Annotated in this window: 20 protein-coding genes and 1 riboswitch; of the genes, 6 read left to right on the forward strand and 14 right to left on the reverse strand. The window is 56.7% G+C overall.

Going from position 1 to position 24,385, the window contains the following annotated elements:
• Position 1: 1 nt before the first annotated feature.
• From CFB04_RS10260 to alr, 14 genes are all read right to left on the reverse strand, one after another.
• Positions 2 to 2,206: a hypothetical protein gene (locus tag CFB04_RS10260; RefSeq protein ID WP_088535185.1), complete on the reverse strand. Its 2,205-nt coding sequence runs from the start codon at positions 2,204 to 2,206 to the stop codon at positions 2 to 4.
• Positions 2,207 to 2,600: 394 nt separating this feature from the next.
• Positions 2,601 to 3,269 carry a cytochrome c3 family protein gene (locus CFB04_RS10265; RefSeq protein ID WP_088535186.1) on the reverse strand — a complete coding sequence of 223 codons (669 nt, stop codon included), beginning with the start codon at positions 3,267 to 3,269 and terminating at the stop codon, positions 2,601 to 2,603.
• A 385-nt stretch (positions 3,270 to 3,654) separates the two neighbouring features.
• Positions 3,655 to 4,731: a 6-bladed beta-propeller gene (locus CFB04_RS10270; protein ID WP_088535187.1), complete on the reverse strand. Its 1,077-nt coding sequence runs from the start codon at positions 4,729 to 4,731 to the stop codon at positions 3,655 to 3,657.
• 24 nt (positions 4,732 to 4,755) lie between these two features.
• Positions 4,756 to 5,760 carry a cytochrome c3 family protein gene (locus CFB04_RS10275; protein WP_231934154.1) on the reverse strand — a complete coding sequence of 335 codons (1,005 nt, stop codon included), beginning with the start codon at positions 5,758 to 5,760 and terminating at the stop codon, positions 4,756 to 4,758.
• Between the two features lie 6 nt (positions 5,761 to 5,766).
• Positions 5,767 to 6,765, reverse strand: a complete 999-nt coding sequence (locus CFB04_RS10280; protein WP_088535188.1) for a cytochrome c3 family protein — start codon at positions 6,763 to 6,765, stop codon at positions 5,767 to 5,769.
• Between the two features lie 55 nt (positions 6,766 to 6,820).
• A complete protein-coding gene (gene ccsB / locus CFB04_RS10285) occupies positions 6,821 to 7,675 on the reverse strand; it encodes a c-type cytochrome biogenesis protein CcsB (RefSeq protein ID WP_088535189.1) in 855 nt (284 codons plus the stop codon).
• Positions 7,676 to 7,741: 66 nt separating this feature from the next.
• A complete protein-coding gene (locus tag CFB04_RS10290; RefSeq protein ID WP_088535190.1) occupies positions 7,742 to 9,103 on the reverse strand; it encodes a cytochrome c biogenesis protein ResB in 1,362 nt (453 codons plus the stop codon).
• 188 nt (positions 9,104 to 9,291) lie between these two features.
• Entirely contained in the window at positions 9,292 to 10,563 is a 1,272-nt protein-coding gene (gene purD / locus CFB04_RS10295; protein WP_088536777.1) for a phosphoribosylamine--glycine ligase, read from the reverse strand.
• A 40-nt stretch (positions 10,564 to 10,603) separates the two neighbouring features.
• A complete protein-coding gene (locus CFB04_RS10300; RefSeq protein WP_088535191.1) occupies positions 10,604 to 11,347 on the reverse strand; it encodes a glycosyltransferase family 2 protein in 744 nt (247 codons plus the stop codon).
• A 28-nt stretch (positions 11,348 to 11,375) separates the two neighbouring features.
• Complete coding sequence (locus tag CFB04_RS10305) at positions 11,376 to 13,007, reverse strand: tetratricopeptide repeat protein (RefSeq protein WP_088535192.1); 1,632 nt, start codon at positions 13,005 to 13,007, stop codon at positions 11,376 to 11,378.
• Positions 13,008 to 13,033: 26 nt separating this feature from the next.
• Positions 13,034 to 14,599: a bifunctional phosphoribosylaminoimidazolecarboxamide formyltransferase/IMP cyclohydrolase gene (gene purH, locus CFB04_RS10310; RefSeq protein WP_088535193.1), complete on the reverse strand. Its 1,566-nt coding sequence runs from the start codon at positions 14,597 to 14,599 to the stop codon at positions 13,034 to 13,036.
• Between the two features lie 204 nt (positions 14,600 to 14,803).
• Positions 14,804 to 16,057: an ASKHA domain-containing protein gene (locus tag CFB04_RS10315; RefSeq protein ID WP_231934155.1), complete on the reverse strand. Its 1,254-nt coding sequence runs from the start codon at positions 16,055 to 16,057 to the stop codon at positions 14,804 to 14,806.
• The gene (gene selD, locus CFB04_RS10320; RefSeq protein WP_088535194.1) at positions 16,039 to 17,076 is read right to left on the reverse strand and encodes a selenide, water dikinase SelD; all 1,038 of its coding nucleotides are present in this window, start codon (positions 17,074 to 17,076) and stop codon (positions 16,039 to 16,041) included. The genes CFB04_RS10315 and selD overlap by 19 nt, the downstream gene beginning before the upstream one ends.
• A gap of 15 nt (positions 17,077 to 17,091) precedes the next feature.
• Positions 17,092 to 18,222: an alanine racemase gene (gene alr, locus CFB04_RS10325; RefSeq protein WP_088536779.1), complete on the reverse strand. Its 1,131-nt coding sequence runs from the start codon at positions 18,220 to 18,222 to the stop codon at positions 17,092 to 17,094.
• A 183-nt stretch (positions 18,223 to 18,405) separates the two neighbouring features.
• Between alr and CFB04_RS10330 the strand changes: the two genes are divergently transcribed.
• The 6 genes from CFB04_RS10330 to rffA are packed head-to-tail and all read left to right on the forward strand — an operon-like array spanning position 18,406 to position 24,140.
• Complete coding sequence (locus tag CFB04_RS10330; RefSeq protein WP_088535195.1) at positions 18,406 to 19,950, forward strand: hypothetical protein; 1,545 nt, start codon at positions 18,406 to 18,408, stop codon at positions 19,948 to 19,950.
• Positions 19,951 to 19,959: 9 nt separating this feature from the next.
• On the forward strand, positions 19,960 to 20,901 hold the full coding sequence (locus CFB04_RS10335; RefSeq protein WP_088535196.1) for a glycosyltransferase family 2 protein: 942 nt from the start codon (positions 19,960 to 19,962) through the stop codon (positions 20,899 to 20,901).
• Positions 20,901 to 21,629: a GNAT family N-acetyltransferase gene (locus CFB04_RS10340; RefSeq protein ID WP_088535197.1), complete on the forward strand. Its 729-nt coding sequence runs from the start codon at positions 20,901 to 20,903 to the stop codon at positions 21,627 to 21,629. The genes CFB04_RS10335 and CFB04_RS10340 overlap by 1 nt, the downstream gene beginning before the upstream one ends.
• On the forward strand, positions 21,626 to 21,808 hold the full coding sequence (locus CFB04_RS10345; RefSeq protein WP_088535198.1) for a hypothetical protein: 183 nt from the start codon (positions 21,626 to 21,628) through the stop codon (positions 21,806 to 21,808). Before CFB04_RS10340 ends, CFB04_RS10345 begins: the two co-directional genes overlap by 4 nt.
• Positions 21,805 to 22,986: a hypothetical protein gene (locus CFB04_RS10350; RefSeq protein WP_088535199.1), complete on the forward strand. Its 1,182-nt coding sequence runs from the start codon at positions 21,805 to 21,807 to the stop codon at positions 22,984 to 22,986. The genes CFB04_RS10345 and CFB04_RS10350 overlap by 4 nt, the downstream gene beginning before the upstream one ends.
• Positions 22,987 to 23,009: 23 nt before the next feature.
• Positions 23,010 to 24,140 carry a dTDP-4-amino-4,6-dideoxygalactose transaminase gene (gene rffA, locus CFB04_RS10355; protein WP_088535200.1) on the forward strand — a complete coding sequence of 377 codons (1,131 nt, stop codon included), beginning with the start codon at positions 23,010 to 23,012 and terminating at the stop codon, positions 24,138 to 24,140.
• A 122-nt stretch (positions 24,141 to 24,262) separates the two neighbouring features.
• A riboswitch (TPP riboswitch) is annotated at positions 24,263 to 24,366 on the forward strand.
• Positions 24,367 to 24,385: the final 19 nt, after the last annotated feature.

Here is a 24,385-nt window from a genome sequence, read left to right on the forward strand (position 1 = left end):
TTCAGAACTGCTTCCTGAGGTTCGCGGCAAAGCGCTTCTCGGTCCGGTTATCGGTTTTCCCGTCCCGCTTCCCGTAGGTATATTCCATAGTGGCTTGCAGCTTGTCGAAATTGAAGGCTACGCCGCCACTGCCGAGAATTTCCTTCTTGTCATCCGGATCGAGGAGGGAATAGCGAATTGTGGCGGAAAGAATCACGTTGCGAGTGAGGAAATAATCGGTCCCCAGGGTTAGCCTCTTCTTCGAATCGAGCACCTCTGCAAACCCTGGAGTAATGTAGCGTCGCTTGCTCCAGCTCAGTTCTTCAACGATGTCGAAAAGCTTCCTGCCGTAGCCTGCTCCCGAAAAGATAGTGTGCCGGTACCTCTGGAACAGCTCAAGGTTCGTGGTGCTAGTCCCGTCCTCATCACTCTGGGCAAGCATGAGGCGCATCTCCGAAGACTTTGTCTTGTCGGGAGCGTACCTGGCATAGCCACTTGCACCAACGTCGGTCTTACCCTGATCTCCGACAAACCTTTTGCTCACCGACAGAGAGGAGCCTACTACAAAGGTGGGGAGCGTATAATCTACGGTATTGGTGACAGTCGCCGTTGTGTCCATCGGCAGATCCTGCTGCTTCAGGACGTCCCCTGTCACCACGAAGCCGACACGCAGTCGGGCCACAGGCACCCATGACGCCGAAAACTTGGTTGTGCTTCTGTAATGCCTGCTGAGGGTCTCCTGACCGGCTCCCCCTATAGTGGAGATGCCTCCTCCGGCGGTTATACTCGAAGAGGAGGTCGCTTCGGCAAGAGTCTCCCCGGTGCTCGCAGTGAACTGCTCTTCCAGCTCCAGCTTAAGGTTGTCGGTTGCCTTGTACAGCCCCCTGCCCACAAGGGTATGCCGCACGCTGTCAGAGGACGACTGCCCCTCCTGGTCGGACTTTGTAACTTCGATCCCGTACCTGCCGAATAGAGCATAGCGATCGGAGAACCTCCGGGTGCTGTTTGTTTCTACTCCGGCTCCGAGCTTCAGGCTTTCGGTGGCGGAATCCAGTACGCGCGCCACATGCACCGACGGGGTAAGGGTAAACATCTCGCGGCGAAACATGTTGACCCTGAGGGATGCAATCTGGTCGGATTGGGAGTCTTCGATGCCGGAAGCGAAGGTGGTCGTTGTAGAATCGGTTGACTGTAGACGCAGCTGCCAGTCTGTGTCCCTGTTCCAGGTCCCCTTGACGAAGAGCGGGAGATTCATCTGCTCGCTCCGGGAGTTCCGGTCCGTCTGCCGGTTGAAGTTGTTAAAGGTCGTCATTTCCCATCGATCTCGGGAGGCCATAGCGAACAGGTTCAGGTCGTATTCGGTGGAGGCATCCTCAAGCGAACCCTGAGGAATGCGCCGGGTGTGGGAAATGTCGGCAGACACCTTGATCCAGTTGGTAAGATCTACCCACTTCCGCCCTTCCTGATAACTGACGTTGCCAATGGTATACTTCTGCTCGTTGTAGGTAGAGGGGTTGACTTTATCCTTGAAATCCGTACGCCAGTAACTGAAGGCCGCATCACCTTTCATCAGCGACACAACCAGGAACGAAAGCCGCGAATCAACCGGGCTTGTAGCCTTCATATCCCGGTCGTAGCTGTCGGTATAATCTACCAGCAGCCTGGGCATATCCTTGTAAATGGGACGGCGGGTCTCCTCCTTCACCCCCAACCCGAGGACAAGCCCGTTACGAATGTGGGTGCCGTTGTATAGTGTGCCGGCGATACCGGGAGCGATGATGGCATCCGTCACCTGGGCCTGGTAGTCATCGAAAAAAGCAGTCCTGCTTAAATCGCGGCTGTACGCCTTCAGCGTAAGGGGAATCGTGGGAGGCCTCATCCTGATCTCCCCCTGGTACAGAAGGTGACCTGCGCCCCTGGAACTGTCGGTCTGCCCATCGGGAGAGCTGACCTTGGAACTGAAGGAAGCCCACTCATAGCCGAGGCTGTACCTGTACCTGCCGACGCGACCTCGCCCGATCAGTCCATTGTCGCTGTAGAGAAGCGAGTAGCGTTGCCGGAAGCTGTCTGCATCAACCTTCGCACCATTGACGTCAGCGGCATAGCTGGTGTAGCCGAGCTCGGCCTCAGCGTTAACAGCTGCATGGAGGGTAGCCGGCACGGCAGCGCACAAGGCCGCAGCCACGAAGACAATGTAGATCTTTATTTTGTTCGGGCTACCGATCATGTTCTTCCTTACCGCTTCCGGGTCAAGTGGAGCAAAGACGCCGCGCGGCTGCACATCAAGGGGACTGCAAGGATAGTACCCCTAAATCCGTGAAGGGATAAAAACCTGCCGACGCAGAATATGTAAGCCTTCAGAAGGATGTTTGGACGGAGCGACAAGAATCCCGTAACGCCGCGGCCATTTTAATTAGCCATATAGCAACAACATCTTGGCCATATAGCTGAAGCAGCGCAGGGCGCGACTTAAGAAGGTCGAACAGGTGCAGGAAAAAGAAAATAATTTGTAATCGCTAATCCTGTTTCCTGCAATTCTTTCAACGAGGAGCCCGCTGAGCGGAGACAAAAAAGGGGGGAGGAATCGCTTCCCCCCCCATGGTGCTTCGATTTACAGAAGATTACTTGTTGTGGCAAGCAAGGCAGAGAGCAGACTTGGTGTTCTCGATGCGGAGGAAGTTGCCGCTGGTGCCCGGATCGTGAACCCTGTGGCAGCTGGCGCACTCGAACATGCTGTTGTTGGAGCCGTAGAGGAACTCCTGTACCGCGGTTGCATCGGGAGCCTTGCCGGACTCGAAGCGAGCCTTGATCTGGGCGTCGGTGCGGAGACCGTTATCCTCGCTCTGAGCTTCGAAGAAGTTGAAGCCGATCGGGTGAGTGTTCCTCAGGTCGGTACCGAGATTGGTGTTCTGAAGCGGATCGATAGCTTCGATCGGTCCACGGAGGGTGTTGGATGCAGCCCTGTTTACTACGACGTTGCCGAGACCGGTCTGGCCGTCATGGCAGCTCATGCAGAAGAGGGAGATGCTGTTTGCATCAAGAGCGCTCTTCTTGGCGGAGCTGCTGAGGGTGGAGCTGTTGTAGAGCTTGAAGTTGGTGGCAGACGGATTGTTCCTGTTCCAGAGGGGAACGGCAATGGCCGCGTTGTGCGGGGTGTGGCAGTATACGCAGAGCTCGGACTTGGCGTCGCCGGTGGTGAGGTCGTGGTCGCTGCCTACGATGCTTTTTGCCATAGCTGCGTTAGCGGTAACGAGAAGGCCTGCTGCTGCAATCAATACGATCTTTTTCATTCTTTTGTCCCTTCCTTTTCATTTTAGTTGGATACGAACTGCCATAGCTGGTGCTTCTTCACTGATTCCGTTTCCCGAATAACACCCCCTTTTCCTGTCTATCTCTTAAGATACCGCTGCTGATGTAGTCGATATCGTGCTGGTGTTGTCACGTATAGAGCAATCCATGTGCCAAAGGGTCAAGCTTGGCAATATCCGAGTTATTTCGGATCCTTATGAGGATGTAATACAAACATAGGAAAATTGTGTCGGTGTTTTTTAGCGTTACGAGGTCGTGAAATGGCTTTTTTCAGATCTCTCAAATTGCACAGATATGGCAGTGGAAGAAAAAAAAGCCCTCCTTTGGGGAGGGCCTTGTAAAATCTTCACCAACTGCAGAGAAGGGTTATTTCGCCTCTGCGGTAACAGGGTGCTCCTGCAGGTAGCGCTCGGTGAGGTACTGGAACATCTGGAATCTGGAATTCATGGAGTCTACAATATAGATAGTGTCGTTCTGGTCGATATATATCCCTTGCGGCAGGAGAAATCCACCGGGAGTAACCGAAAGACCCGGCTGGAGTGAGAATGGGCCGCCGATGGAAAGCAACACTTCTCCCTGCTCGTTATAGATCCCCAGGTTATGGGACTTGCCGTCGGTGACGTAGATATGCCCCTCCGAGTCGACACTCACACCTTTGATGATATTGAACTCTCCGGGGCCGTCACCTCTTTTTCCAAAAGTGTTTATAAGCTTCAACTCATGGGTGAACCTCTGTATCCTCGCATTCATAGCATCACAAACCAGTATGTTACCCTGCCTGTCAACAGCGACCGAACTTGGATAGTTGAAGTCCCCTTCCTGAGTCCCCCGCTTTCCGACACCTCGGATGTAGTTCCCGTTGAGGTCGAACATCACTACCTTGTGCTCCCAGATGTCGGGCACTATCAGGACCTTCCGGGCCTTGTCGATTGCAAAGGAGCCTATGTTCTTGAGCCTGGCTGACAGGTCCATTGTTCGCGATATCTCGCCGTTCTGGCCGAACACCACTATCCGCCTTTCCTGGGCATCGCCTACATAGACATTCCCTTCACCGTCGAGAGCAATCCCGCTCGGCCTTTTCAACAGTTCGAGGCTCTCCACCCCACCAAGGATCTTTACTTGCTTTTTAGGAAGATCGAAGAAAACAACTCCATTTTTCTGGTCGACGACATATATCTTTCCCTGACCGTTGGAGGCAATATGGACCGGCTTGTCAAGACCAATGGACTCCCCTGATCCGAGAATCTTGGCAAACGGCCCCGGAGGCTCTACGTCATCCTGCCCGGTGTACGCCGCAAGCCACTCTATCCGGGGCGTATCGGGAAGCGGGGGCCAGAAATAGCGCTGCTTGTCGACTACCGGCGCCGTACTCGCACATCCCGTGATCTGAAGGAAAGCTGCCGCGATAGCTGCACGTTTCGCTAACATCACTAGTCTTTTCATCTCTTCTCCTTGCTGCTGTAGTTACTAGTAGTTGTGACAGAGCCGACAAAGGCCCATCTTCTCTTCCAGGTTACTTTGGTAATAGTAACGGACGTCTCCCGCATGGGGCTTGTGACAGGAAACGCAGGAAAACTCCTTCCCCTTCCTGAGTGGAGACGTATCCTCTTTTGCGCTCAGAGGATGACCAGTGCCTCGTGGTGTCCTGACTGCATGAAGCTCGGTAGCGATTTTCGCATGACAGGAAAGACAAAGGTCCTTGGCCGCCATTCGCAGTTGGGACGGGTACGCGCTTCCATGCGGATCATGGCAAACCTCACAAAGCCCGGCATCTATGGGGCCATGGAGATACTTTCGCTTCTTGAACTCCTCTGTCTTGTCGGAATGGCATTCCATGCACAGAGCGGCATCTCGTCGCGTCACGGCAAACTTCGGGTCACCCTCGATGGTATGGCAGTATGTGCAGGAATATGTTCCTGCAGGTCCATGAACGAACTTCACGTCCATCATTGATTTATGGCAGGTGAAACAGGGATGCTCTTTGCCTGGTGCGCTGTTGAGTTGTGCAGAGGTGGGCTTCATGTTATGGCAGGAAGCACACAGTTTTTCGTTCGCCGCCGTATGGAGGATATTCGGCCGATACTCCCCCGGGACCGCTTTAAGATCAAAGGATGGGTTGAAGAATATGTCGGTGGCTGCAGAATCGACTTTCTTTCCTGCATTGTAGCCGTCAATGACCACAGCGTTCTTGCCTTTGTCCCACAATGGCCGAACAATGAGAAAATCATCGAAAGCCTTTCTGTACTCAGGTGCTCCGACATTAAGGAGATCGCTTTCAACACCGTTTATTGTGATCTTTGCACCGGTAATCTCAGGGTTGTTGAACTTGACGATAAGGTAGTCCGCGCGTTTCACCCAGCTTTTTTCAGCCGGATAAATAAACGTTACGGCCGCGCCTGCCCATGCGGGAAGAAGCGACAGGAGTAGAAAAACAACCGGAATGCGGAATAGGAGTTTTTTAGAAGCGCTCACGATACTTTACCAGTAGGAAACCGGCGACGTTCGATCATATGCCTTAGGCTTATGACAGCCGACTACGCAGGTCCCGCCGACAGGGGTTGGGCTGAAGAACATCGGTATGCTCCAGGAGCCGAAACCTGGAACGCTTTCCTTGATGAGCTTATGCTGGGTAGCTGCGTGCGCATCATGGCATGCCTTGCAGGAACGCCCATGGTCCGCCTTGTTGACGTGAAGGTAGTGCAGATTTGTGGTTCCGTTACGGAAATCGGTGACATCCGTCGTAGGGTTCTCGACGAGTTCTCTGCTGTGGCAGAGGAAGCAAAGCGCGTAATTGGAAGCCTGATAGGAGAGGTAGAACTCATCGGAGAAGTCCGCATTGAGTATCTTCCTGTAAGAGGAGCCATGAATGCTGTGACAACCGACACAATCACCGTAACCTACGGGCTCATGCACGAAATTCCCCTTCGCAAGTTCCCGGTCGTGACATTCGAAACAGAGAAATGAACCGAACTTCTTTAACAGCTTCCGGTTTTCCGAGCTGTGCGGATCGTGGCAGAAAAGACAATTTCCACCCGCTACCGGCCCGTGTTGATACTTTTGCCTGAGCTTCCCCTCTTCATGGCACATGTGGCAGAGAGCTGCTCCCTTTTTCTTTAGCAGAAAGCTTGAGGGCGCCCGATGAGGAACATGGCAGGATGTGCATTCTCCCGCCGCAACGGGCGCATGGATGTATCTGGCTTTCTCCTCTTCGTGGCAGCGCAGACATAGCGCACCGGAATTCGATGAGGGCCGGGTCACAGCCTCTTTGTCGTGCGGATGCCGCAGACTCTCTTTAAGTTGGTGGCAAGATTTGCAGTCGTCGGAAGCCTCCGCCATATGCACAGTCCGCCCTGCTTTGTCGACCACCTTGTCGGCATGGCAGGTCAGGCAGGGATGTTCGCCGGCTGAACAGACAACGGAACAGGCCAGTGACATACCCAGCACCAGCACTTTCAGCAGCATGCGATGAAACCACATTCCTCATCCTTTGCCCTCCTTCTGCAGGAAAGCCTCTGGCGTAGGGCAGGCCGCGTTAGCTGCCGCCGCCATAGCTGTGCAGACCGGACAGGAGCAAGTTCACGCCGAGGTAGCAGAAAATAGTTGCGGCGAAGCCTATAATCGAAAGGATGGCGGCCCTTCTGCCAACCCACCCGCGAGTAATCCGCGCATGGAGAAATGCAGCGTAGATGAACCAGACAATAAGGGACCATGTTTCTTTCGGGTCCCAGCTCCAGTATGTTCCCCACGCATAGTTGGCCCAAGCGGCGCCCGTGACGATACCCAGCGTCAGGAGAGGGAAGCCGATCATGATCGCCTTGTAGTTCAGGTCGTCGAGCACTCTGATGGAGGGGAACATGGAGAGGATTCCTCCTGCCGCCACATCTCCCGAAGAAGATTCATGTTTTTCCTTGATAAGGTACATGAATGATATGCCGCAGGCCACCGCAAAGGCTGCGTATCCGAGAAAGCATGTGATGACGTGATAGAGCAGCCAGTTGCTCTGCAGTGCCGGAACAAGGGGCTCTATACCGCTATTCAGGCCCAGCTGGGCCCATGCCATGCCGAGGAGCGCAAAGGGGACTACAAAAGCGCCTATTACCCGGTATTTGTATTTCATCTCGATGAGGCCGTAGATAAGGATGATGGTCCAGGAGAAGAAGACCACGGACTCGTACAGGTTGGAAAGCGGCGCATGGCCGTGCCCCATGTCGTAAGACTCCTTCCACCGCAGGCCTATGGCGATGGTCTGGATCACGAACCCCAGGTAGGCGATGTAGCTCGCACCAGCTCCGACATTCTTGTTCCTCGTTGCGAGAAAGGCGAAGAAAGCCAGCATCGAGATCATATAGGAGAAGGTGGTGATGTTGAACAGCATGGAACTGGACATGTTGTATGTTTCCTCCGCGCTTTTACGTTAGGTACAATCTGCTGCGGCGATTCCGTCTACCGGTCATCACCCTTTCTTCAACTTGTCCACAAGGTTTTCGAAGGTGCCCTGGAAGGCAGCGGGATTTTTGCTGGCAGTTCCGCCGACCACCACGCGCCCCTGTGCAATCCTGATCCAGATACGCTTGTGAGACATGAAAAATGCCATCATTATCCCGATGACCATAAGAATGCAGCCGAGCCAGACTACCCAGACCCCCGGGTCCTTGGCGACCTGCAATCCGGTATAGAATTTCTCGTCCGACCCGGTGTAGTTAAAGATCAGGTCATCCCCCCGTTGGGCATCGAAGTCCGGGTAGTTGCGGAACACGATGAAGGACTGCGGAGCACCGCCTCCTGCCGGACGCACCTCTATCTTTACAGCCGGACCCGAAAATTCGGGAATGAAGCTCCGTACCTCTTGAGTCGACTCCACCACCTGAACGGTGCCGCCGCCGGGAAGAGCTACAGACTCCCCCTGACGTGCGATCAGCTTCACGGGAGCGCCACCTTTGCGGCTTTGAACAGTGAGGTGAAAGACCGCGCTGTCACCGGCAGGTCCGTAGCTGGACTGATAGAAAGTAATACCTTTGTAGGTGAGCGGGTGGTTTACGACAATCGGGATATTTTGATATCCCTGGACCGGCTGCCCATTCTCAAGAACCGTCAGTACGCTCTTGAATTCCTTTGGCGCCCCGGTGTCGTAGAAGGAAACGGAGAATTTTTCGCATTTGACTGCAAAACCAAGTTCAATCGGTTTTTCGGTCCGCGTATAAACCGTGGAAGTGCTTGTTCCCTCGACGATGTTCACGAAGGCCTTGTAACCGAAGAAGGACCCGATCAGTGCGCCGATGAAGATTATGATGATGCTGAGGTGAACAACGTAGACACCCAGCCGGGAGTATGGGCTTTTCTGGGCGAAAAGATGATACTCGCCATTATGCTCGGTAACCACCGGCGCGGCGAATTCCGCCTTGAGAAACTCCGTAAGCTTCTGGCGCTGCGAAGCCAGGTCTCCCGACAGTTTCATCTCGTGAGTGAGCGAAAGGGACTTCTCGACCCCCTCGTCCATGACGAGAGTGGGCTCCGAAATCATCTTCCATACCCGCGGGAGCCGCTTGATCGAACATGCCACCAGGTTCACAGTCAGCAGATAGAGCAGGAGAATGAACCACCAGGAGTGGTACATGTCGAAGAAGCCAAGCTTCTCGTACACCTGCAATTTGGTCTGGCTGATGGAGTGTAGATACTCGGGAGGAGGAGTCCCCTGAGGGATGACCGTGCCGATGATCGACGTTGCGGCAAGACCGATGAGCAGAAAGATGGAGAGCTTGAGTGAACAGAAGAAATCCCACAGCGCCTGCAGAAAACCACCTTTGTTAGTTGTCAAACGTCTTCTCCTGAATGGAATGGGTGTGCCGCCAATGCAATTCTTCGGGATTATATATGACTTGCCCGAAAAAAAGAAATCGAAATTTAGCGAGGCGTGAAGCACCGGCTACTTTTGCCTCTACCGCCATCAGCTTTTCCTGCGAACATTGCTGAACGTCGGCCACAGACACCAGGCCGGCTCCGAAACTACCGACCGATGGCTTTCCGGCCGATATCCCTGCGATAGTGGGCACCGTCCCACTCGATAGCGACAACCCCCTGATAGGCTTTGTCGATGGCATCCTTTACCGTAGCTCCCCGCGCAGTGACCCCAAGCACCCGGCCGCCGTTGGTAAAGTACCGTCCACCCTTCTCGGTGGTTCCAGCGTGGAAAACCACAAGATCATCCATTGCCCCACCCCCGTCGAGTCCCCGGATTTCGTCACCTTTCCGGTATTCTCCGGGATATCCTCCGGCAGCCATCACGACACATACCGACGCTTCATCGTGCCATTCGAGCCGGACGTTGGAAATATCGCCTTCTGCCACCGCCAGGAGTACGGGGACGATGTCCGACTTTAGGCGCATGAGAAGCGGCTGACACTCCGGGTCTCCGAACCGGGCGTTGAATTCAAGAGTTTTTACGGATTCTCCGTCGATCATCAGACCCGCGTAAAGCACACCACGATAGGGCCGGCCTTCGGCGGCCATTCCGTCCACCGTTCGGCGCATCACTTCTGCCATCGCCTTTTCATGTATTGCAGGCGTCACCACCGGGGCCGGGGAGTAGGCCCCCATCCCACCTGTGTTGGGCCCCTGATCACCGTCGAAAACAGCTTTGTGATCCTGGGCGCTTGCCAGGGGAATGATATTCTTGCCATCGGTGAAGGCCAGAAAGGACGCCTCCTCGCCGCGAAGGAATTCCTCGATGACAACTTTTGCTCCGGCATCCCCGAACGCCGAACCGGACAGCATATCGGTAACAGCCTGCACCGCCTCGTCCCGGTCCTGCGCAATCACTACTCCCTTGCCGGCAGCAAGGCCGTCCGCCTTGATGACGATGGGAGTTCCGATTCGGTCGATAAAGGCCACGGCCGGGTCGACCTCCGTAAAGACCTCGTAGGCCGCAGTGGGCACCTGATATTTCTTCATCAGCTCTTTAGCGAAGGCCTTGCTCGCCTCTATGAACGCAGCGTTGCGCCTTGCTCCGAAAATCTTGAGGCCGTACTCTTCGAAAAGGTCCACAACACCCAGGGAAAGCGGGAGTTCCGGCCCCACAACCGTCAGGTCGATCTTCTGCCGCCGGGCAAAGTCGAGGAGTCCGGGCAGGTCGTCCACCCGAATGTCGACGTTTTCCCCGAGCCGGGCAGTACCCGGATTTCCCGGGGCGCAATATACTTTTTCGACGAGGGGGGACTGCGCGATTTTCCAGACAAGAGCATGCTCGCGTCCCCCGCTGCCGATAACCAAGACGTTCATCTTCATGTGCTCCCTCCTGCCGTTACCACGGCATGATCTATCATTGATCCTGAAATATTGGAGACTTCATAATTCCCAAACGGTTCAAGCGAAACTGAAACGCCGTCCGAAGGACGCCGAGGCCGTATATGACGCTGCGCTTGAAATTGATGGAAGAGGCATCCTCGAAATACTTTGTCGGACAACTCACCTCGCCGATGCGGTAGCCGAACCAGACAACCTGGGCTAGCATCTGGTTGTCGAAGACGAAATCGTCGGAGTTCCTGTCCAGCGGGAGCTTTTCGAGAATCTCCCGCGAGAAGGCGCGGTACCCAGTATGATATTCCGACAGCTTGTGTCCGAGCAGCAGATTCTCGACCAGTGTAAGAAAGCGGTTCGCCACATACTTGTATAGGGGCATGCCCCCTTCCAGGGCGCCTACACCGAGAATCCTGGACGCGAGAACCACGTCGAATTCTCCGTATGCGATCATGGCCGCCATGGCCGTAATCAGGCGGGGGGTATACTGGTAATCCGGATGGAGCATGATGACGATGTCGGCACCCGCATCCAGGGCGGCCCGATAGCAGGTCTTCTGGTTTCCGCCGTAACCCTTGTTACGCTCGTGGACGATAGTGGCGATACCGAGCCGGCGGGATACCCGGCTCGTATCGTCCCGGCTCGCATCATCCACAAGCAGCACATGGTCGACCACCTCGAAGGGGATTTCGTTATACGTCATTTCGAGGGTTTTGGCGGCGTTATAAGCGGGAAGCACCACCACTACTTTTTTGTCATTCAGCATAAACCACCTTCTTCGTCACCGCCGGATTCTAGTCCGCCTGCCGCAACTCGCCTTCCATCATGTCCAGTCTCTTCAGATTGTCGAGAGCATTGGCATCTTCCGGGTTCACCTGTAACGCTGCAAGAAATGCCTGCCTCGCCTCTTTGAACAGACGCTGTTCGGCGTATACCGCACCCAGGTTTGTCAGTATCTGCCAGTTCCGAGGCTCCAGCCTGAGCGCAGCACGCAGATCACCGGCTGCACTGTTGAGATCCCCGAGCTGGATGTGAACCAGTGCCCTGCTGCTGAAGGCTTCGGTTAGCTCCGGATTGAGATGCAGTGCGCGATTGAATGCAACAAGCGATTCCGCGAGTTGTCCCTGCTCAAGCAGTTTCTGCGCCCTGAAGTACTCACCGAAATACCCCCCCGGCGCATCGCGGATGACAGCATCACGGAAAGCGGCCTGGTCCTTCCAGTTGCCGGTTCTGACAAATGTCGCGCCAGCCGCTAAAAGCAGAATTAAGGCCGCCGCCCATTGCAAATACCGTCTGTTCCGTTCACCCAGCTCACTCACTCCTGCAGTCACGGCAAAAGCAATGCCTGCCATAGGGAGGTAGAGGTAGCGGTCAGCCATCGGTGCCGGCTGAATGATGGCAATCAGGCCGGAAACCGGCAGCAGTACCAGCAGAAACCAGACAAGTCCAAAGGCAGCCCGGGGCCGGCGATGCCAGGCGAAGCCTACTGCTGCAACGGCAGCAGCGACCACCGCCATCGGAACAAGGACAGACATGCTGCCCGCAATTTTCTGAACCGGCAAGTCGTAAAAGACCCGCAGATCGAATGGCAACAGCACATTGGCCATGTACCGCGCAACAAGCCCGGCACTGGTATAAACCCGCCATGCCGGCGGCACCGCCCCTGAGGATAGTTCCGTCAGAAACGAAAATCTCAGGGCCATGTAGATACCCACTGGCAGAACGTAGAGCAACAGGGGCAGAAGTCGCCCTCCACGCTCCTTTAGGACGAAAAACGCATACAGGAAAACAAGCAGGGGAAGGGTGATCCCCATCTCCTTGGTCAGGAGGGCCGCAAAGCACAGAAGGAGCGAGCCCCCCAGCGCGATGGTACTCCGCTTCTCCGCATATGCGAGGTATGCCCGGAAAGCACCAAGCATGAACATGGCACAGATGATGTCGCCGCGTGCAGTGATCCAGGAAACAGCCTCGGCCTGGACAGGATGCACTCCGAAAAGAAGCGCCCCTAACGTTGCCGCCCCTGTGTTTTGCCAGAGCCGGCGGGCAATGAAGAAGACGATGAGGGTCGCGCCAAGGTGAAGCAGGACGTTCACAAGGTGGAACCCTGCAGGATTGACTCCCCACAGGCGATGATCCAGCGCCAGCGAAAGAGTCAGCAGCGGCCGGTAGTAAGGGGTCGCATTCCCCAACAGGGTGGCCCCTGCAGATCCGAAGGCAACCTTGAAGACATCATCGTTCCATAGAGAGGATCGCTCCTTCAGGAGTTCAATGTCGTCGTAGACGAAATCCATCCATATGGTACGTGAAAACACGAGAAGGCATCCGAGTATGATGACGAACAGGGCAAGCGGAACCCCCCGCGGCTCCGCTCGTACCGCCGAGGGGGCTGTCCGGCCATTCCCCCCTTCAATGCATCCCTCGATCATCGTGCTCGGTACCGGACTCAACGTTCTCAGTGCCGGAAATGGCGCATGCCGGTAAAGACCATCGCAATGCCGTGCTCGTCGGCGGCGGCAATCACCTCTTCATCGCGCATGCTCCCACCCGGCTGGATGACTGCGGTTATACCCACGGAAGCGGCATTATCCAGCCCATCCCTGAAGGGGAAAAAAGCATCCGAAGCCATTACGGCACCGGCGACGGAAAGCCCCGCATGCTCAGCCTTGATGGCGGCGATGCGCGCCGAATTCACCCGGCTCATCTGCCCGGCGCCGACACCGATGGTCATTCCGTCCTTTCCGTAGACAATAGCATTCGACTTCACGTACTTGGATACCCGCCACGTGAAAAGGAGGTCCTCCAGTTCCTTGTCGGTGGGCGCCCGCTTCGTCACCACCTTGAGCGTGTCGAAGATCGCCAGGTCCGCATCCTGAACGAGAAGCCCCCCATTCACCCGCTTCAGGTCAAGGCGTGCTCCCGGCTCGGCCGGCCACTCGCCGCACTCAAGTAGACGTACGTTCTTTTTTGCCGCGACTATTTCCTGGGCCGACGGCGTCACCTTCGGAGCGATGATGACCTCGACGAACTGCCGGTCGACTATTGCCCGCGCCGTCTCCTCGTCAAGCTCGCGATTGAAGGCGATTATGCCGCCGAAAGCCGACTCGGGATCGGTGCTGTAGGCACGATTGTAAGCCTCGGTAAGATTTGCGCCGAGGGCTACGCCGCAGGGATTCGCGTGCTTCACGATGACGCAGGCAGGGCCTTCCCCGAACTGCTTGATGCACTCTAGAGCAGCATCGGTATCGGCGATGTTGTTGTAAGAAAGCTCCTTTCCCTGCAGTTGGCGCGCCGTAGCCACCGAAGCCTCTGTGACATTCTTCTCAACGTAAAATGCCGCGCTCTGGTGAGGGTTCTCCCCGTAGCGCATCTCCTGAGCCTTCCTGTACTGGAACGTCAGCGTTTCCGGATAGAGGGTGGAACCCTGACCGACCCTGGCGCCCAGCCAGTTGGAAATGGCTCCGTCGTAGGCGGCTGTGTGCTGGTAGACCTTCACTGCCAGAGCAAAGTTGGTCTCTTTCGAAACCGAACCGCCGCTAGCTTTCATCTCATCGAGAACCTTCCGGTAGTCGGTGTGATCAACGATTACGGTTACGTCGGCGTTGTTCTTTGCGGCTGAACGGAGCATCGTCGGACCGCCTATGTCTATGTTCTCGATGGCGTCCTCCAGGGTGCAATCCGGCTTCGCCACCGTCGCTTCGAACGGATAGAGGTTAACCACAACCATGTCTATGGGTTCGATGCCGTGCGCCTTCATGGTCGAAATATGTTCGGGATTGCTCCGCATGCCAAGGAGCCCCCCATGCACCTTCGGATGCAGGGTCTTCACTCTCCCGTCGAGCATTTCTGGAAACCCCGTGAAGTCCGAAACATCCTTGACCGTCAAGCCCGCGTCCCGCAATAGCTTTGCAGTCCCGCCGGTGGAAAGTATTTCGACCCCGTATCCTGCGAGTTCCCGGGCGAAGTCGACCAGACCCGTTTTGTCGGAAACGCTGATAAGCGCTCGTGTGATTTTAGCCATGTCTCGTTGCTCCTTGTTGTTATTGAATTCGCGACCGCCGGTGGCGGCAAGTATGAAAAGTGTGGAAACAACTTCGGACGACCTTTTTACCGGAAGAGGCTGCTTCCGTCAATTCCCCTTTTAGACAGCTTGTACCTCATGGCTGCAGAAAGATGCTGCATCGCGGTTGAATACCCGGTCGCGGCGGAGGGGTTGATGCAGATGCTAAGGAAAGTCCATCCGGGAAAGAAATTGCCGCTCGAACATCGGGTTCCCGGAGAGGGGGACAACGCGACAGGCGGCGGCAAGCCTCTCCAGCCGGTCCACCCCGAAAGGGTCGCAAAGTACCCGCTCCACGCCCGCAAGTGCCCCATCATCAAAAAAACGGGCGCGGCCGGCCATGCCTCGGCTGAAAATGCCGATCTCCTCAAGATGCTCCGGGAGCAGGTGAGAACCGAAAGAGCCGGTGACGACAACCTCTCCGACATCCTCAAGGGATATCCCCCCTTTTTCAGCCAGGACCTCCATCCCTGCCCTGACCGCAGACTTTGCAAGCTGCACTTGGCGAATATCTTCCTGCGTAAGGTAAATCAACCGTTCGGCATCATGATGGAGAATGAAAGCCCGCTCCCCATCGACCTCCCTTACCCGGACAGCCAGGTTGGAGGATATTTCCGACGGAGAAAGGAGCCGCCCGGTTGCGTCGATCACCCCCCATCGCCGCAGGCCCGCTACAGCCTCGATCACCGCCGATCCGCATACACCCTCCGGAGGCCCACCGCCGATGGTCTCGACGGAGACGCGATCTGCCGAGACGACAGCGCGTGAAATGGCTCCTCGCACCGCCGCCATGCCGCATTTGATGTTCCCCCCCTCGAACGCAGGGCCGGCGGCAACAGATGTGGCTGATATGCAGCCTTCCGTCGATAGAGCTATTTCACCGTTTGTACCAAGATCGAGGTATAGCCTGGGACACGTATTATCGACCCCCGCAGCGACAATGAACGCCAGAAGGTCTCCCCCGACGAACCCCCCGGGTAGCGGGAAGGCGAGTGCCTCGGCAGCAAGATTCCACCCGATCTCCTTCGTGCCGAAGTTACGCACCCGGGAAAAAAGGGGCCGGTACGGGATGCGCGCGAGCGAGTCCACCGGAAGCCCGAGAAGGAGGTGCTCCATTGCAGGATTGCCTGCAAAGGCAACTTTGCCGACAGCTCCACCTGGAGGGGTTTTACGGAGAAGATCATTCGCCAGACGCTCAAGTTCCCCGTTCACGAGCAGGGACAGATGCGCCACCATTTCGGGTGCTGAGCAGGCAGCCTCCAGACGGGTGACGATGTCACTGCCGAAGGTCCGTTGCGGGTTGAGGGCGCCGGCCGAAGAGATCCGCTCCCCGCTGCGCAGGTCCACCAGGGACGCGGCAAGGGTCGTGGTACCGATATCGAAGGCAAGACCGAACACGTTCAGAGAATTTCCACGCACCCTGCTCCCGCCTTGACGACTTCTCCGACGAGAGCGGCACTGCAGCCGCGTTCGGGAGCACAGGCCAGAAAAAGCTCGGCTCCTTTCGGCGGAAGCGCGATGAGAAGCCCCCCTGAGGTCTGGGGATCGAAGAAGGGAAGAAGTCGGTCCGGGTCCACCAGCGTTCTGGTGGAGGCCAGGTAATAGTCGCGGTTGCGGTAGCAGCCTGCCGGAACAAGCCCACTATCCACCAACTCAGGGACCCCCGGAATTAGTGGTATGTCGTTGGCAACGAGCCTTACGCCGACTCCTGCCCCTCTGGCCATTTCACATGCATGACCGATGAGACCGAACCCGGTGACGTCCGTAGCAGCGGAGACTGAACACTCCAGCATCAGCTCTGCCGCCGCGGCATTGAGTGCGGCCATTTCTGCCACCGCCCGCTCCACCGCGAAAGCGGGAGCCATGTCGGCCTTTATTGCCGTGCTGATGATGCCGGTGCCGACAGGCTTGGTAAGGACTAGAAGGTCGCCGGGACGGGCTGTCGAATTGCGAACAATCCTTTCGGGATCGACAAGCCCGGTTACCGCAAGGCCGTACTTCAACTCGTCATCTTCCACCGTATGCCCGCCGACGAGACAGACCCCGGCCTCACGCAAGGTAGCGAGCCCACCGGCAAGGAGATCGGCCAGCACGTCGGCACCTAATCGGCAGGCCGGAAAAAAAGCAAGGTTGGTAGCCGTGACGGGACGCCCACCCATGGCATAGACATCGGACAGGGCGTTGGCCGCCGCAATCCTGCCGAACAGGAAAGGGTCATCCACCACAGGAGTGATGATGTCCGCCGTCTCGACCAGGGCAAGGTTGGCGGAGATCCGATACACTCCGGCATCGTCGGACGTCTCCGGCCCCACAAGTAGCGCCGGGTCAGTCTGCCCTAACAGTCCGCGCATGGCTTCTTCCAGGCCCGCCGGGCCCAGCTTGGCCGCTCAGCCGGCCGCCTTCACCATGCCGGTTAGCTTTACCTTCTGTTTTGTCACGGTTTCCTCTCCCGACTACAGCAGGTACACCCGCGGGACGCGTTTGCTTATGCCGCAGAATATTTCATAGGGGATAGTGCCGGCCCAACCCGCAAGCTCTTCAGCCCGAATGCAGCTTCCCTCCCGGTCGCAGCCGAGAAGCGTCACCTCATCCCCTACCGCCACGCCCGGGATTTCCGTCACATCCAGCATGATCCAGTCCATGCAGACCGTCCCCGTCACCCTCGCCCGCTCTCCTCTCACAAGCGCTTCCCCTTTGTTGGTCAGAGCGCGGCTGTACCCATCTGCATATCCGACGGGAACACTGGCGATGAGCCGCCGCTCCCGGGCCACATAGCGGCGCGCGTAGCTTATGCTGGCTCCCGGCTCGACCCATTTCAGCATCGCAACTTCACTCTTGAGGCGCATCACCGGCTTCAATTCCATCTTTCCGTGGAAATCTCCGGAAGGGAGGGCTCCGTAAAGGGTGATGCCGGGGCGCACCAGGTTGCAGAAAGGAAGTTCTTGTGCAAAGACCGCAGCGCTATTGGCTATATGAATGTAAGAAGGCGAGAACCCCTCTCTTCTTGCCGCTTCCACGACCTCTGCAAACGCGGCGACCTGGCGTCCGGTATAACCTGCCCCCGCTTCGTCGAGCTCGTCGGCTGAAGCGAAGTGGGACATCACGCCTTCCAGCTCGATATTGGAAAGCTTGCTCATCTCTCTGAAGAAACCGGCTGCCTCATTATGGCGGATACCAAGACGCCCCATCCCGGTGTCGATCTTGACATGTATCCTCGCCTTCCGGTAAAGCCTCGCCGCCGTGGCATCCAGCCGACGCGCCTGGTCAAGATCGAAGACGACGGTGGAAAGGTTGAATCCGACGCATTTCCTTTCCTGCCCCGGATATACCCCTCCCAGAATCAGGATGGGACGGTCTATCCCGCTTTTTCTCAACTGGATTCCTTCCGCCAGAAACGCAACGCCGAAAGCGGTTACGCCGAGCCCTTCAAGTTCCGTTGCTATGTCCATGAAGCCGTGGCCGTAAGCATCGGCCTTAACTACTGCGAGGATGCCGCATGAAGAAGGTACGGTACGTCTGATGACGGAGAAGTTGTAACGAAGTGAAGCAAGGTCGATTTCGGCAATGGTGGGTCTGCTGTCCATATGTGGAACACTCATATCCAGGAAGGAGTGGCTATCGGAGGTCACGCATTTCTATCATTTTCATCACGCTCCTGTAAAGGAAAAGGGGGGAGGAATCACCGAGCCAACTTTTACTTGCACGTTAAAAGTTTCTGGTTTACAAGAAAATTCCTGCGGACATGGCCGCGGAAGGGGGAAGGACCGATGGCGACCATCGAAAATATTCAGGGACGATGGTTTGCAGCATTCCTGCTGCTGGGAGTCTTTGCGGTCCTGTTCACCTTTCCCATTGGAGACGGAGACTTCTTCTGGCATGTAAAGACGGGGCAGTGGATATGGGAGAACAAGGCTCTTCCCTCCGCCGACCCGTTCTCCTACACGGTTAAGGACGTCAATCCGTTCCGCCCCGACTCCAACCGCATTCCATTCCTGCTAAAACAGTACTGGCTCGGCCAGCTGGCCCTCGCCGGGATCTGGAACATGGGTGGTGAAGCGGGCATGGTGGCTTTTCGCGCCGCCATCTACACCGGCATCCTCGCATTTCTCTTCTGGTGGGGATGCCGATTGAAGAGGGGAATCTGGCCGCTGATCATTCTCTTCCTGGCCGGCAACGTGCTTCGCAATTATCCCAACGAGCGGCCCCAGATTTTCGCCTTCGTCTTCATGCCTCTGATGCTCTGGCTGCTGGAGCGGCTGCGCACCGGCACGGAACACCGATTGAAGGTTGCGATCCTTCTCCCTGCCGTCATGCTGCTCTGGAGCAACTGCCACGGCTCGTTCATCCTGGGACAGGTGGTTCTGGTTCTGTACGCCGCCGGAATGCTGGGAGACACCGCCCTGGGAAAGGCCTCCTCCTTCGAGAAATTCCCCTTGGTGCCGCTACTCGCGGCGCTCATCGCTCCCCTTCTCAACCCCAACGGCCTCAGAGCCTTCACTGAATTCTTCAACCTCTCCACAGCCTACAAGAGCCAGGTCACGGAATACGTCTCCCCCCTTGCCCTTGCCTGGCGCAGCCATCTGTTCGATTACTGGTTCTGGGCTCTCCTGCTTCTAGCTCTCGGCACCGTGATTCTCAACGTCAGGCGCATGGCACTTCCGCACCTCCTCGTCATCATCGCTCTGCTGGGGATCTCAATGAGCGGTGTGAGGTACATTCCATTCTTCGTCCTCGCAGCACCACTCCTCATCCCCTACCTCCCGGACTGGCAGCCGCAGAGGAGGCTTGCACTGATCCCGCTAGCCGTAGCAGCAATCTGGGCCGCGACCGCCGACTACCGGAATGTCTTCAAGTTTCGAGCAGAGCGATCCTTTCCGGCCCAGGCGGTGAAATTTCTCGAAGAGGCGAAGCCTGCAGGAAGAATCTTCAACTACATCGCCTGGGGCGGCTATCTCATGTGCCATTCCGGCTATCCTGTCTTTGTGGACGGGCGTGCATTGGCCGAGGAGTTCGTAACCCTTCACGATCGTGTCCTCTTCGGAGTCGGTTGGCAGAAGGTCCTGGATGACTACAACATCAACCTGATGCTGCTGCCGGGCACGCAGCCCATCGACGGCAGTGCTTATCCTCTGCTCCTGCAGTTGCTGGACGCACCGGAATGGGCATTGATCCATGCAGACGACACGGCCCTCGCCTTCGCCCGACAGGTCCCTGAGAACAAGGCAATCATCGACAGGTACGCTGTCAGCAAGGGGCGCATCTCCCAGCACATAAAGGACCGCTGGGGATGGCAGTTCACTTACGACCTCTGAGGACAAATCATGGATCGCCCGACAATTTCCGTTGTCATTCCCGTTTATAACAGTGCCGAGATTCTCCCTGCCCTCATTGAGCAGCTCCTGCCCGTGCTGCATGAATTGGCCGCTGCATCGGAAGTGATACTCGTAAACGATGGAAGTCGCGACGGCAGCTGGAGCGTGATAGGTGACCTCGCCGCGCGGCACCCTGATGTTCGCGGCATCGAGATGATGAGGAATTACGGGCAGCACAACGCTCTCCTGTGCGGAATCCGCGCGGCACGTTTCAGCCTCATCGTCACCATGGACGACGATCTGCAACACCCTCCGGAAGAAATTCCGAAACTCCTGACCAAGCTCTCCGAAGGGTATGACGTTGTCTATGGAACTCCCATCAAGGAAGAACACGGCCTCTGGCGCGACCTGGCGTCACGGATGACGAAACTCGCCCTGCAGAACTCCATGGGCGCGGAAACTGCGCGAAAGATCAGCGCCTTCAGAGTCTTCAGGACGGATCTCAGAAATGCCTTCGCCGACTACCGCAGCCCATTTGCCTCAATCGATGTCCTGCTCACCTGGGGAACAACCCGTTTCACGGCACTGCCGGTGCGTCACGAGCCACGTCGGGCCGGGGTGTCCAACTACACCTTCATGAAGCTCCTGACCCACGCTTTCAACATGATGACAGGCTTCAGCGTTCTGCCTCTGCAGGTTGCGAGCTTCCTCGGTTTCGCCTGCGCGTGTTTCGGTCTATTGATCCTCGTGTACGTCATAGGCCGCTATGTAATTCAGGGAGGTAGTGTCCCGGGATTTCCGTTCCTCGCGTCGATCATCGCAATCTTTTCCGGTGCACAGCTTCTAGCCCTGGGAGTCATCGGGGAATACCTGGCCCGCATGCACTTCCGCATGATGGAGCGGCCGACCTATGCAGTACGATCGACAACCTCCCCGGAGGAAAAAGTCTGATGGAGAGCAAGCACCACATCGAGTTTCTGCCCTGGGACTCCGGCTTCTTCGGTCGTCGGATCGCGCGGCTCGAAGGCGGGCGTCTCACCGAAAAACTGGCAGATGAGGCACTCGCTGAATGCAGAAAGGACGGGATAGAGTGCCTGTATTTCCTTGCAGACGCCGACGATGACGAGACGGTCCTGGCAGCAGAGAAACAGGAATTCCATCAGACCGACATCCGTGTCACCCTGGAACAGCACCTGTCGCATCTCCCGCAGAAACTGCAGGAGAAGGTGGCAGTCCGTTCCGCGGTGGAAGCAGACATTAAACCGCTGGCAGCGATTGCACGCATCAATCACCGTGACACCCGCTTCTACTATGACAAGCGCTTCCCCACCGAGCGATGCGACGACCTCTACGGCACCTGGATTGAAAACAGCTGCCGCGGCTATGCCGACGCGGTGCTTACAGCCGGGGAGGAAGGCACCCCCGCCGGTTACATTACATGCCACCTTAGAGAGGGAAAGACCGGACAGATCGGGCTTCTGGGAGTGGGTGCCGCTTTCCAGGGAAAGGGCTACGGCCCGGCTCTCGTACGGGGAGCGCTTCAGTGGTTTGCCGCACAAGGGATGGAGCGGGTAACGGTAGTGACCCAGGGACGAAACTGCAATGCACAACGTCTTTATCAGAAATGCGGCTTCACGACGTCGTTGCTCCAGTTGTGGTACCACAGGTGGCTATTATGATACAGGAGCGCTGCCAACGAACACTCAGAGAGTCGCTACGTTTCTCCCTCCGCTACAGTCTCGCCGCCGCCAGTCCCGTCATAGCAACAATTATCCTCGTGAACGGCCCGCTGGGCGTTCTCTCCCTCAGTCTCGACTGCAAAGCAACCAAGTTCCGGGCAAGCATGGGTGACCAGTGAACACTGCAATCTCTCGAAGGGAACTGACGACAGGCGCCCTGCTGGTTGCAACTGCCGCCGCAATTTTGTTTGCTCCGGTCCTGTCGCGAATGGTGGGGCACGCCTACGACTACATCGTACACACCGAGCTTGCGGCCGTGATGCTGACGAAGCGGGAAGTGATCACGCCACACTTCCTTTTCCAGGCACTGGCACTGGCCGTACATCTGGTTTTTCCCGCACCGCTCGACTGGACCGCCTTCTTTGTGGTGCTGGCCTCCACCTCCGCAACTGCAGCGATCATCTTCATCTCTCTGCGACATGAGGGAGCCGCTCCCGTCATGGCGGGGGTGATCAGTGCCACTCTTCTCCTCTCGGCACCCGTAACGCTGCTGGCCCTTCTCGATGGACATCTGTATTTAGGCTACATCGCGACCAACGTCTTTCACAACCCGACAATCCTCCTGCTCAAACCACTCGCGCTCCTATCATTCATGTTCATGACTCGCGCTTTTGATGGGGTCGAAAGGGCTAGGCTTTCATCAATTCTCCTCTGTGCCGGCATCACGGTTGCCTGCGTCCTCTCCAAACCGAGCTTCACTATCTGCATATTGCCTGCTGCGGTCCTGATGATGGGGCTCAGCCGGCTCAATAACCGAACCTTCGATTCGCGACTCATCTGGTTCGGGATTCTACTCCCTGCGGCAGTCCTGCTGATTGCCCAGTACTGGTTTACGTATAGCCAGGATCAGATTTCGGGCGTGTATGAAGGAAAGAGCACCATTGTTCTCGCCCCGTTTGCAGTCATGTCCGTCTACTCCTCATGGCTCCTGCCTAAGTTCATCCTCTCCCTGCTGTTCCCCCTGGCGGTGCTGCTTCTTCATCTCAAAGAAGCAGTCAGCGACAGACGGCTGCTCCTGGCGTGGCTCGCTTTCGCTTTCGGCGGCGGATTCACATATCTGCTTGCGGAATCGGGCCCCAGGATGTATCAAGGTAACTTTGTCTGGAGCGGTCAAATAACCCTGTTCGTGCTGTTCATCTGCTCGGCTCTCTTTCTGCTTCGGCACTACGGAGGAAGTGCCCGTGAACAGGAAAGGCGCTGGCGTCTACTGGTATGTCAGGCGCTTCTGCTCCTTCATGCAGCCAGCGGCATCATTTTCTATATCTCCGAGTACATCCAGACCGAGCGCTTCTGGTAGCACAAAAACAGGAACGGATCATCATGAATATCCCATTCAACAAACCGTACATGGTCGGCAGCGAACTCGGATACATAGCCGCCGCCATTTCCGACGGCCACGTTTCCGGGGACGGCGGGTACACGAAAAAGTGTCACTCACTTCTTGCCGAGGAACTCTCCGCCCCACGGGTACTTCTAACCACATCCTGCACGCATGCGCTGGAAATGGCGGCACTGCTCCTCGACATCCAGCCGGGGGACGAAGTGATCGTGCCATCCTTCACCTTCGTGTCCACCGTCAACGCCTTCGTCCTGCGAGGGGCACGCCCGGTATTCTGCGACATCCGCCCCGACACACTCAACATGGACGAAGCCAGGCTGGAAACGCTGATCACCGGACGGACACGGGCCATCGTGCCGGTTCATTACGCCGGAGTCGGCTGCGAAATGGATTCAATCCTCGCCATCGCCGAAAGTAAAGGCATTGCTGTAGTTGAAGACAATGCGCATGGTCTTTTTGGCCGCTACCGTGGTAAGCCCCTTGGGACCTTCGGCTGCCTTGCTACCCAAAGCTTCCATGAAACCAAGAACTTCCACTGCGGAGAAGGGGGCGCCCTCATCATCAACGATGAACGGTTCATCGAGCGAGCCGAGATAATCCGGGAGAAGGGTACCGACAGGAGCAGGTTCTTTCGCGGACTCGTAGACAAGTACACCTGGGTCGATATCGGATCCAGCTATCTCCCCTCGGACATTCTCGCTGCATTCCTGTATGCGCAACTGGAGGTCCGGGAGCGGATTCAGGGGATGCGCCGAAAGATCTGGGAGCGCTACTCGACCTGCCTCGAAGACTGGGCTTGCGCCCTCGGAATTCGCCTCCCCGTCGTCCCGACGCACTGCGACCAGCCGTATCACATGTTCTATCTCCTCATGCCGTCTCTGGCCGTCCGGCAGGCTCTCATGGCGCATCTGAAGGCACGGGGCATCCTCGCCGTGTTCCATTACCTCCCCCTTCACATCTCGGAAATGGGCCGCAGATCGGGCAGCGCAGCAGGCGATTGCCCGGTAACAGAGGATATAAGCGACCGCCTCCTCCGCCTTCCCTTTTATACCGGCATGAGCGAGCAGGAGCAGGAGTATGTGATCCGCTGCATACTCGACTTCAAAGGCTGACGCCGGGTAAGGAGAGTACGCTTCTCCCCTTGAACAGTGGCCTGCTCCCCCGAGAAAAAGCATGGATAAGCCGCAGCAATAACCCTTGACTCGTTGCGGCTTTTGCTTTAGCTTTATCACGTTTCGCCAGCTGGGGGAGTTCATTCGAACTGAGATGAGCCGGGTGCTCAAACCCTTTGAACCTGATCCGGTTAATGCCGGCGTAGGGAAGCGGCGCCTCTTCCAATCATCAACGATTGCGAAGC

It is taken from the genome of Geobacter sp. DSM 9736, assembly GCF_900187405.1.
In the GTDB taxonomy this organism is placed as follows: domain Bacteria; phylum Desulfobacterota; class Desulfuromonadia; order Geobacterales; family Geobacteraceae; genus DSM-9736.

Bases quoted from the DNA above. Each gene is read 5' to 3' on its own strand.
- CFB04_RS10260 (WP_088535185.1), bottom strand. From the start codon at position 2,206: ATGATCGGTAGCCCGAACAAAATAAAGATCTACATTGTCTTCGTGGCT.
- CFB04_RS10265 (WP_088535186.1), bottom strand. From the start codon at position 3,269: ATGAAAAAGATCGTATTGATTGCAGCAGCAGGCCTTCTCGTTACCGCT.
- CFB04_RS10270 (WP_088535187.1), bottom strand. From the start codon at position 4,731: ATGAAAAGACTAGTGATGTTAGCGAAACGTGCAGCTATCGCGGCAGCT.
- CFB04_RS10280 (WP_088535188.1), bottom strand. From the start codon at position 6,765: ATGTGGTTTCATCGCATGCTGCTGAAAGTGCTGGTGCTGGGTATGTCA.
- ccsB (WP_088535189.1), bottom strand. From the start codon at position 7,675: ATGTCCAGTTCCATGCTGTTCAACATCACCACCTTCTCCTATATGATC.
- purD (WP_088536777.1), bottom strand. From the start codon at position 10,563: ATGAACGTCTTGGTTATCGGCAGCGGGGGACGCGAGCATGCTCTTGTC.
- CFB04_RS10300 (WP_088535191.1), bottom strand. From the start codon at position 11,347: ATGCTGAATGACAAAAAAGTAGTGGTGGTGCTTCCCGCTTATAACGCC.
- CFB04_RS10305 (WP_088535192.1), bottom strand. From the start codon at position 13,007: ATGATCGAGGGATGCATTGAAGGGGGGAATGGCCGGACAGCCCCCTCG.
- purH (WP_088535193.1), bottom strand. From the start codon at position 14,599: ATGGCTAAAATCACACGAGCGCTTATCAGCGTTTCCGACAAAACGGGT.
- alr (WP_088536779.1), bottom strand. From the start codon at position 18,222: ATGGACAGCAGACCCACCATTGCCGAAATCGACCTTGCTTCACTTCGT.
- CFB04_RS10330 (WP_088535195.1), top strand. From the start codon at position 18,406: ATGGCGACCATCGAAAATATTCAGGGACGATGGTTTGCAGCATTCCTG.
- CFB04_RS10335 (WP_088535196.1), top strand. From the start codon at position 19,960: ATGGATCGCCCGACAATTTCCGTTGTCATTCCCGTTTATAACAGTGCC.
- CFB04_RS10340 (WP_088535197.1), top strand. From the start codon at position 20,901: ATGGAGAGCAAGCACCACATCGAGTTTCTGCCCTGGGACTCCGGCTTC.
- CFB04_RS10345 (WP_088535198.1), top strand. From the start codon at position 21,626: ATGATACAGGAGCGCTGCCAACGAACACTCAGAGAGTCGCTACGTTTC.
- rffA (WP_088535200.1), top strand. From the start codon at position 23,010: ATGAATATCCCATTCAACAAACCGTACATGGTCGGCAGCGAACTCGGA.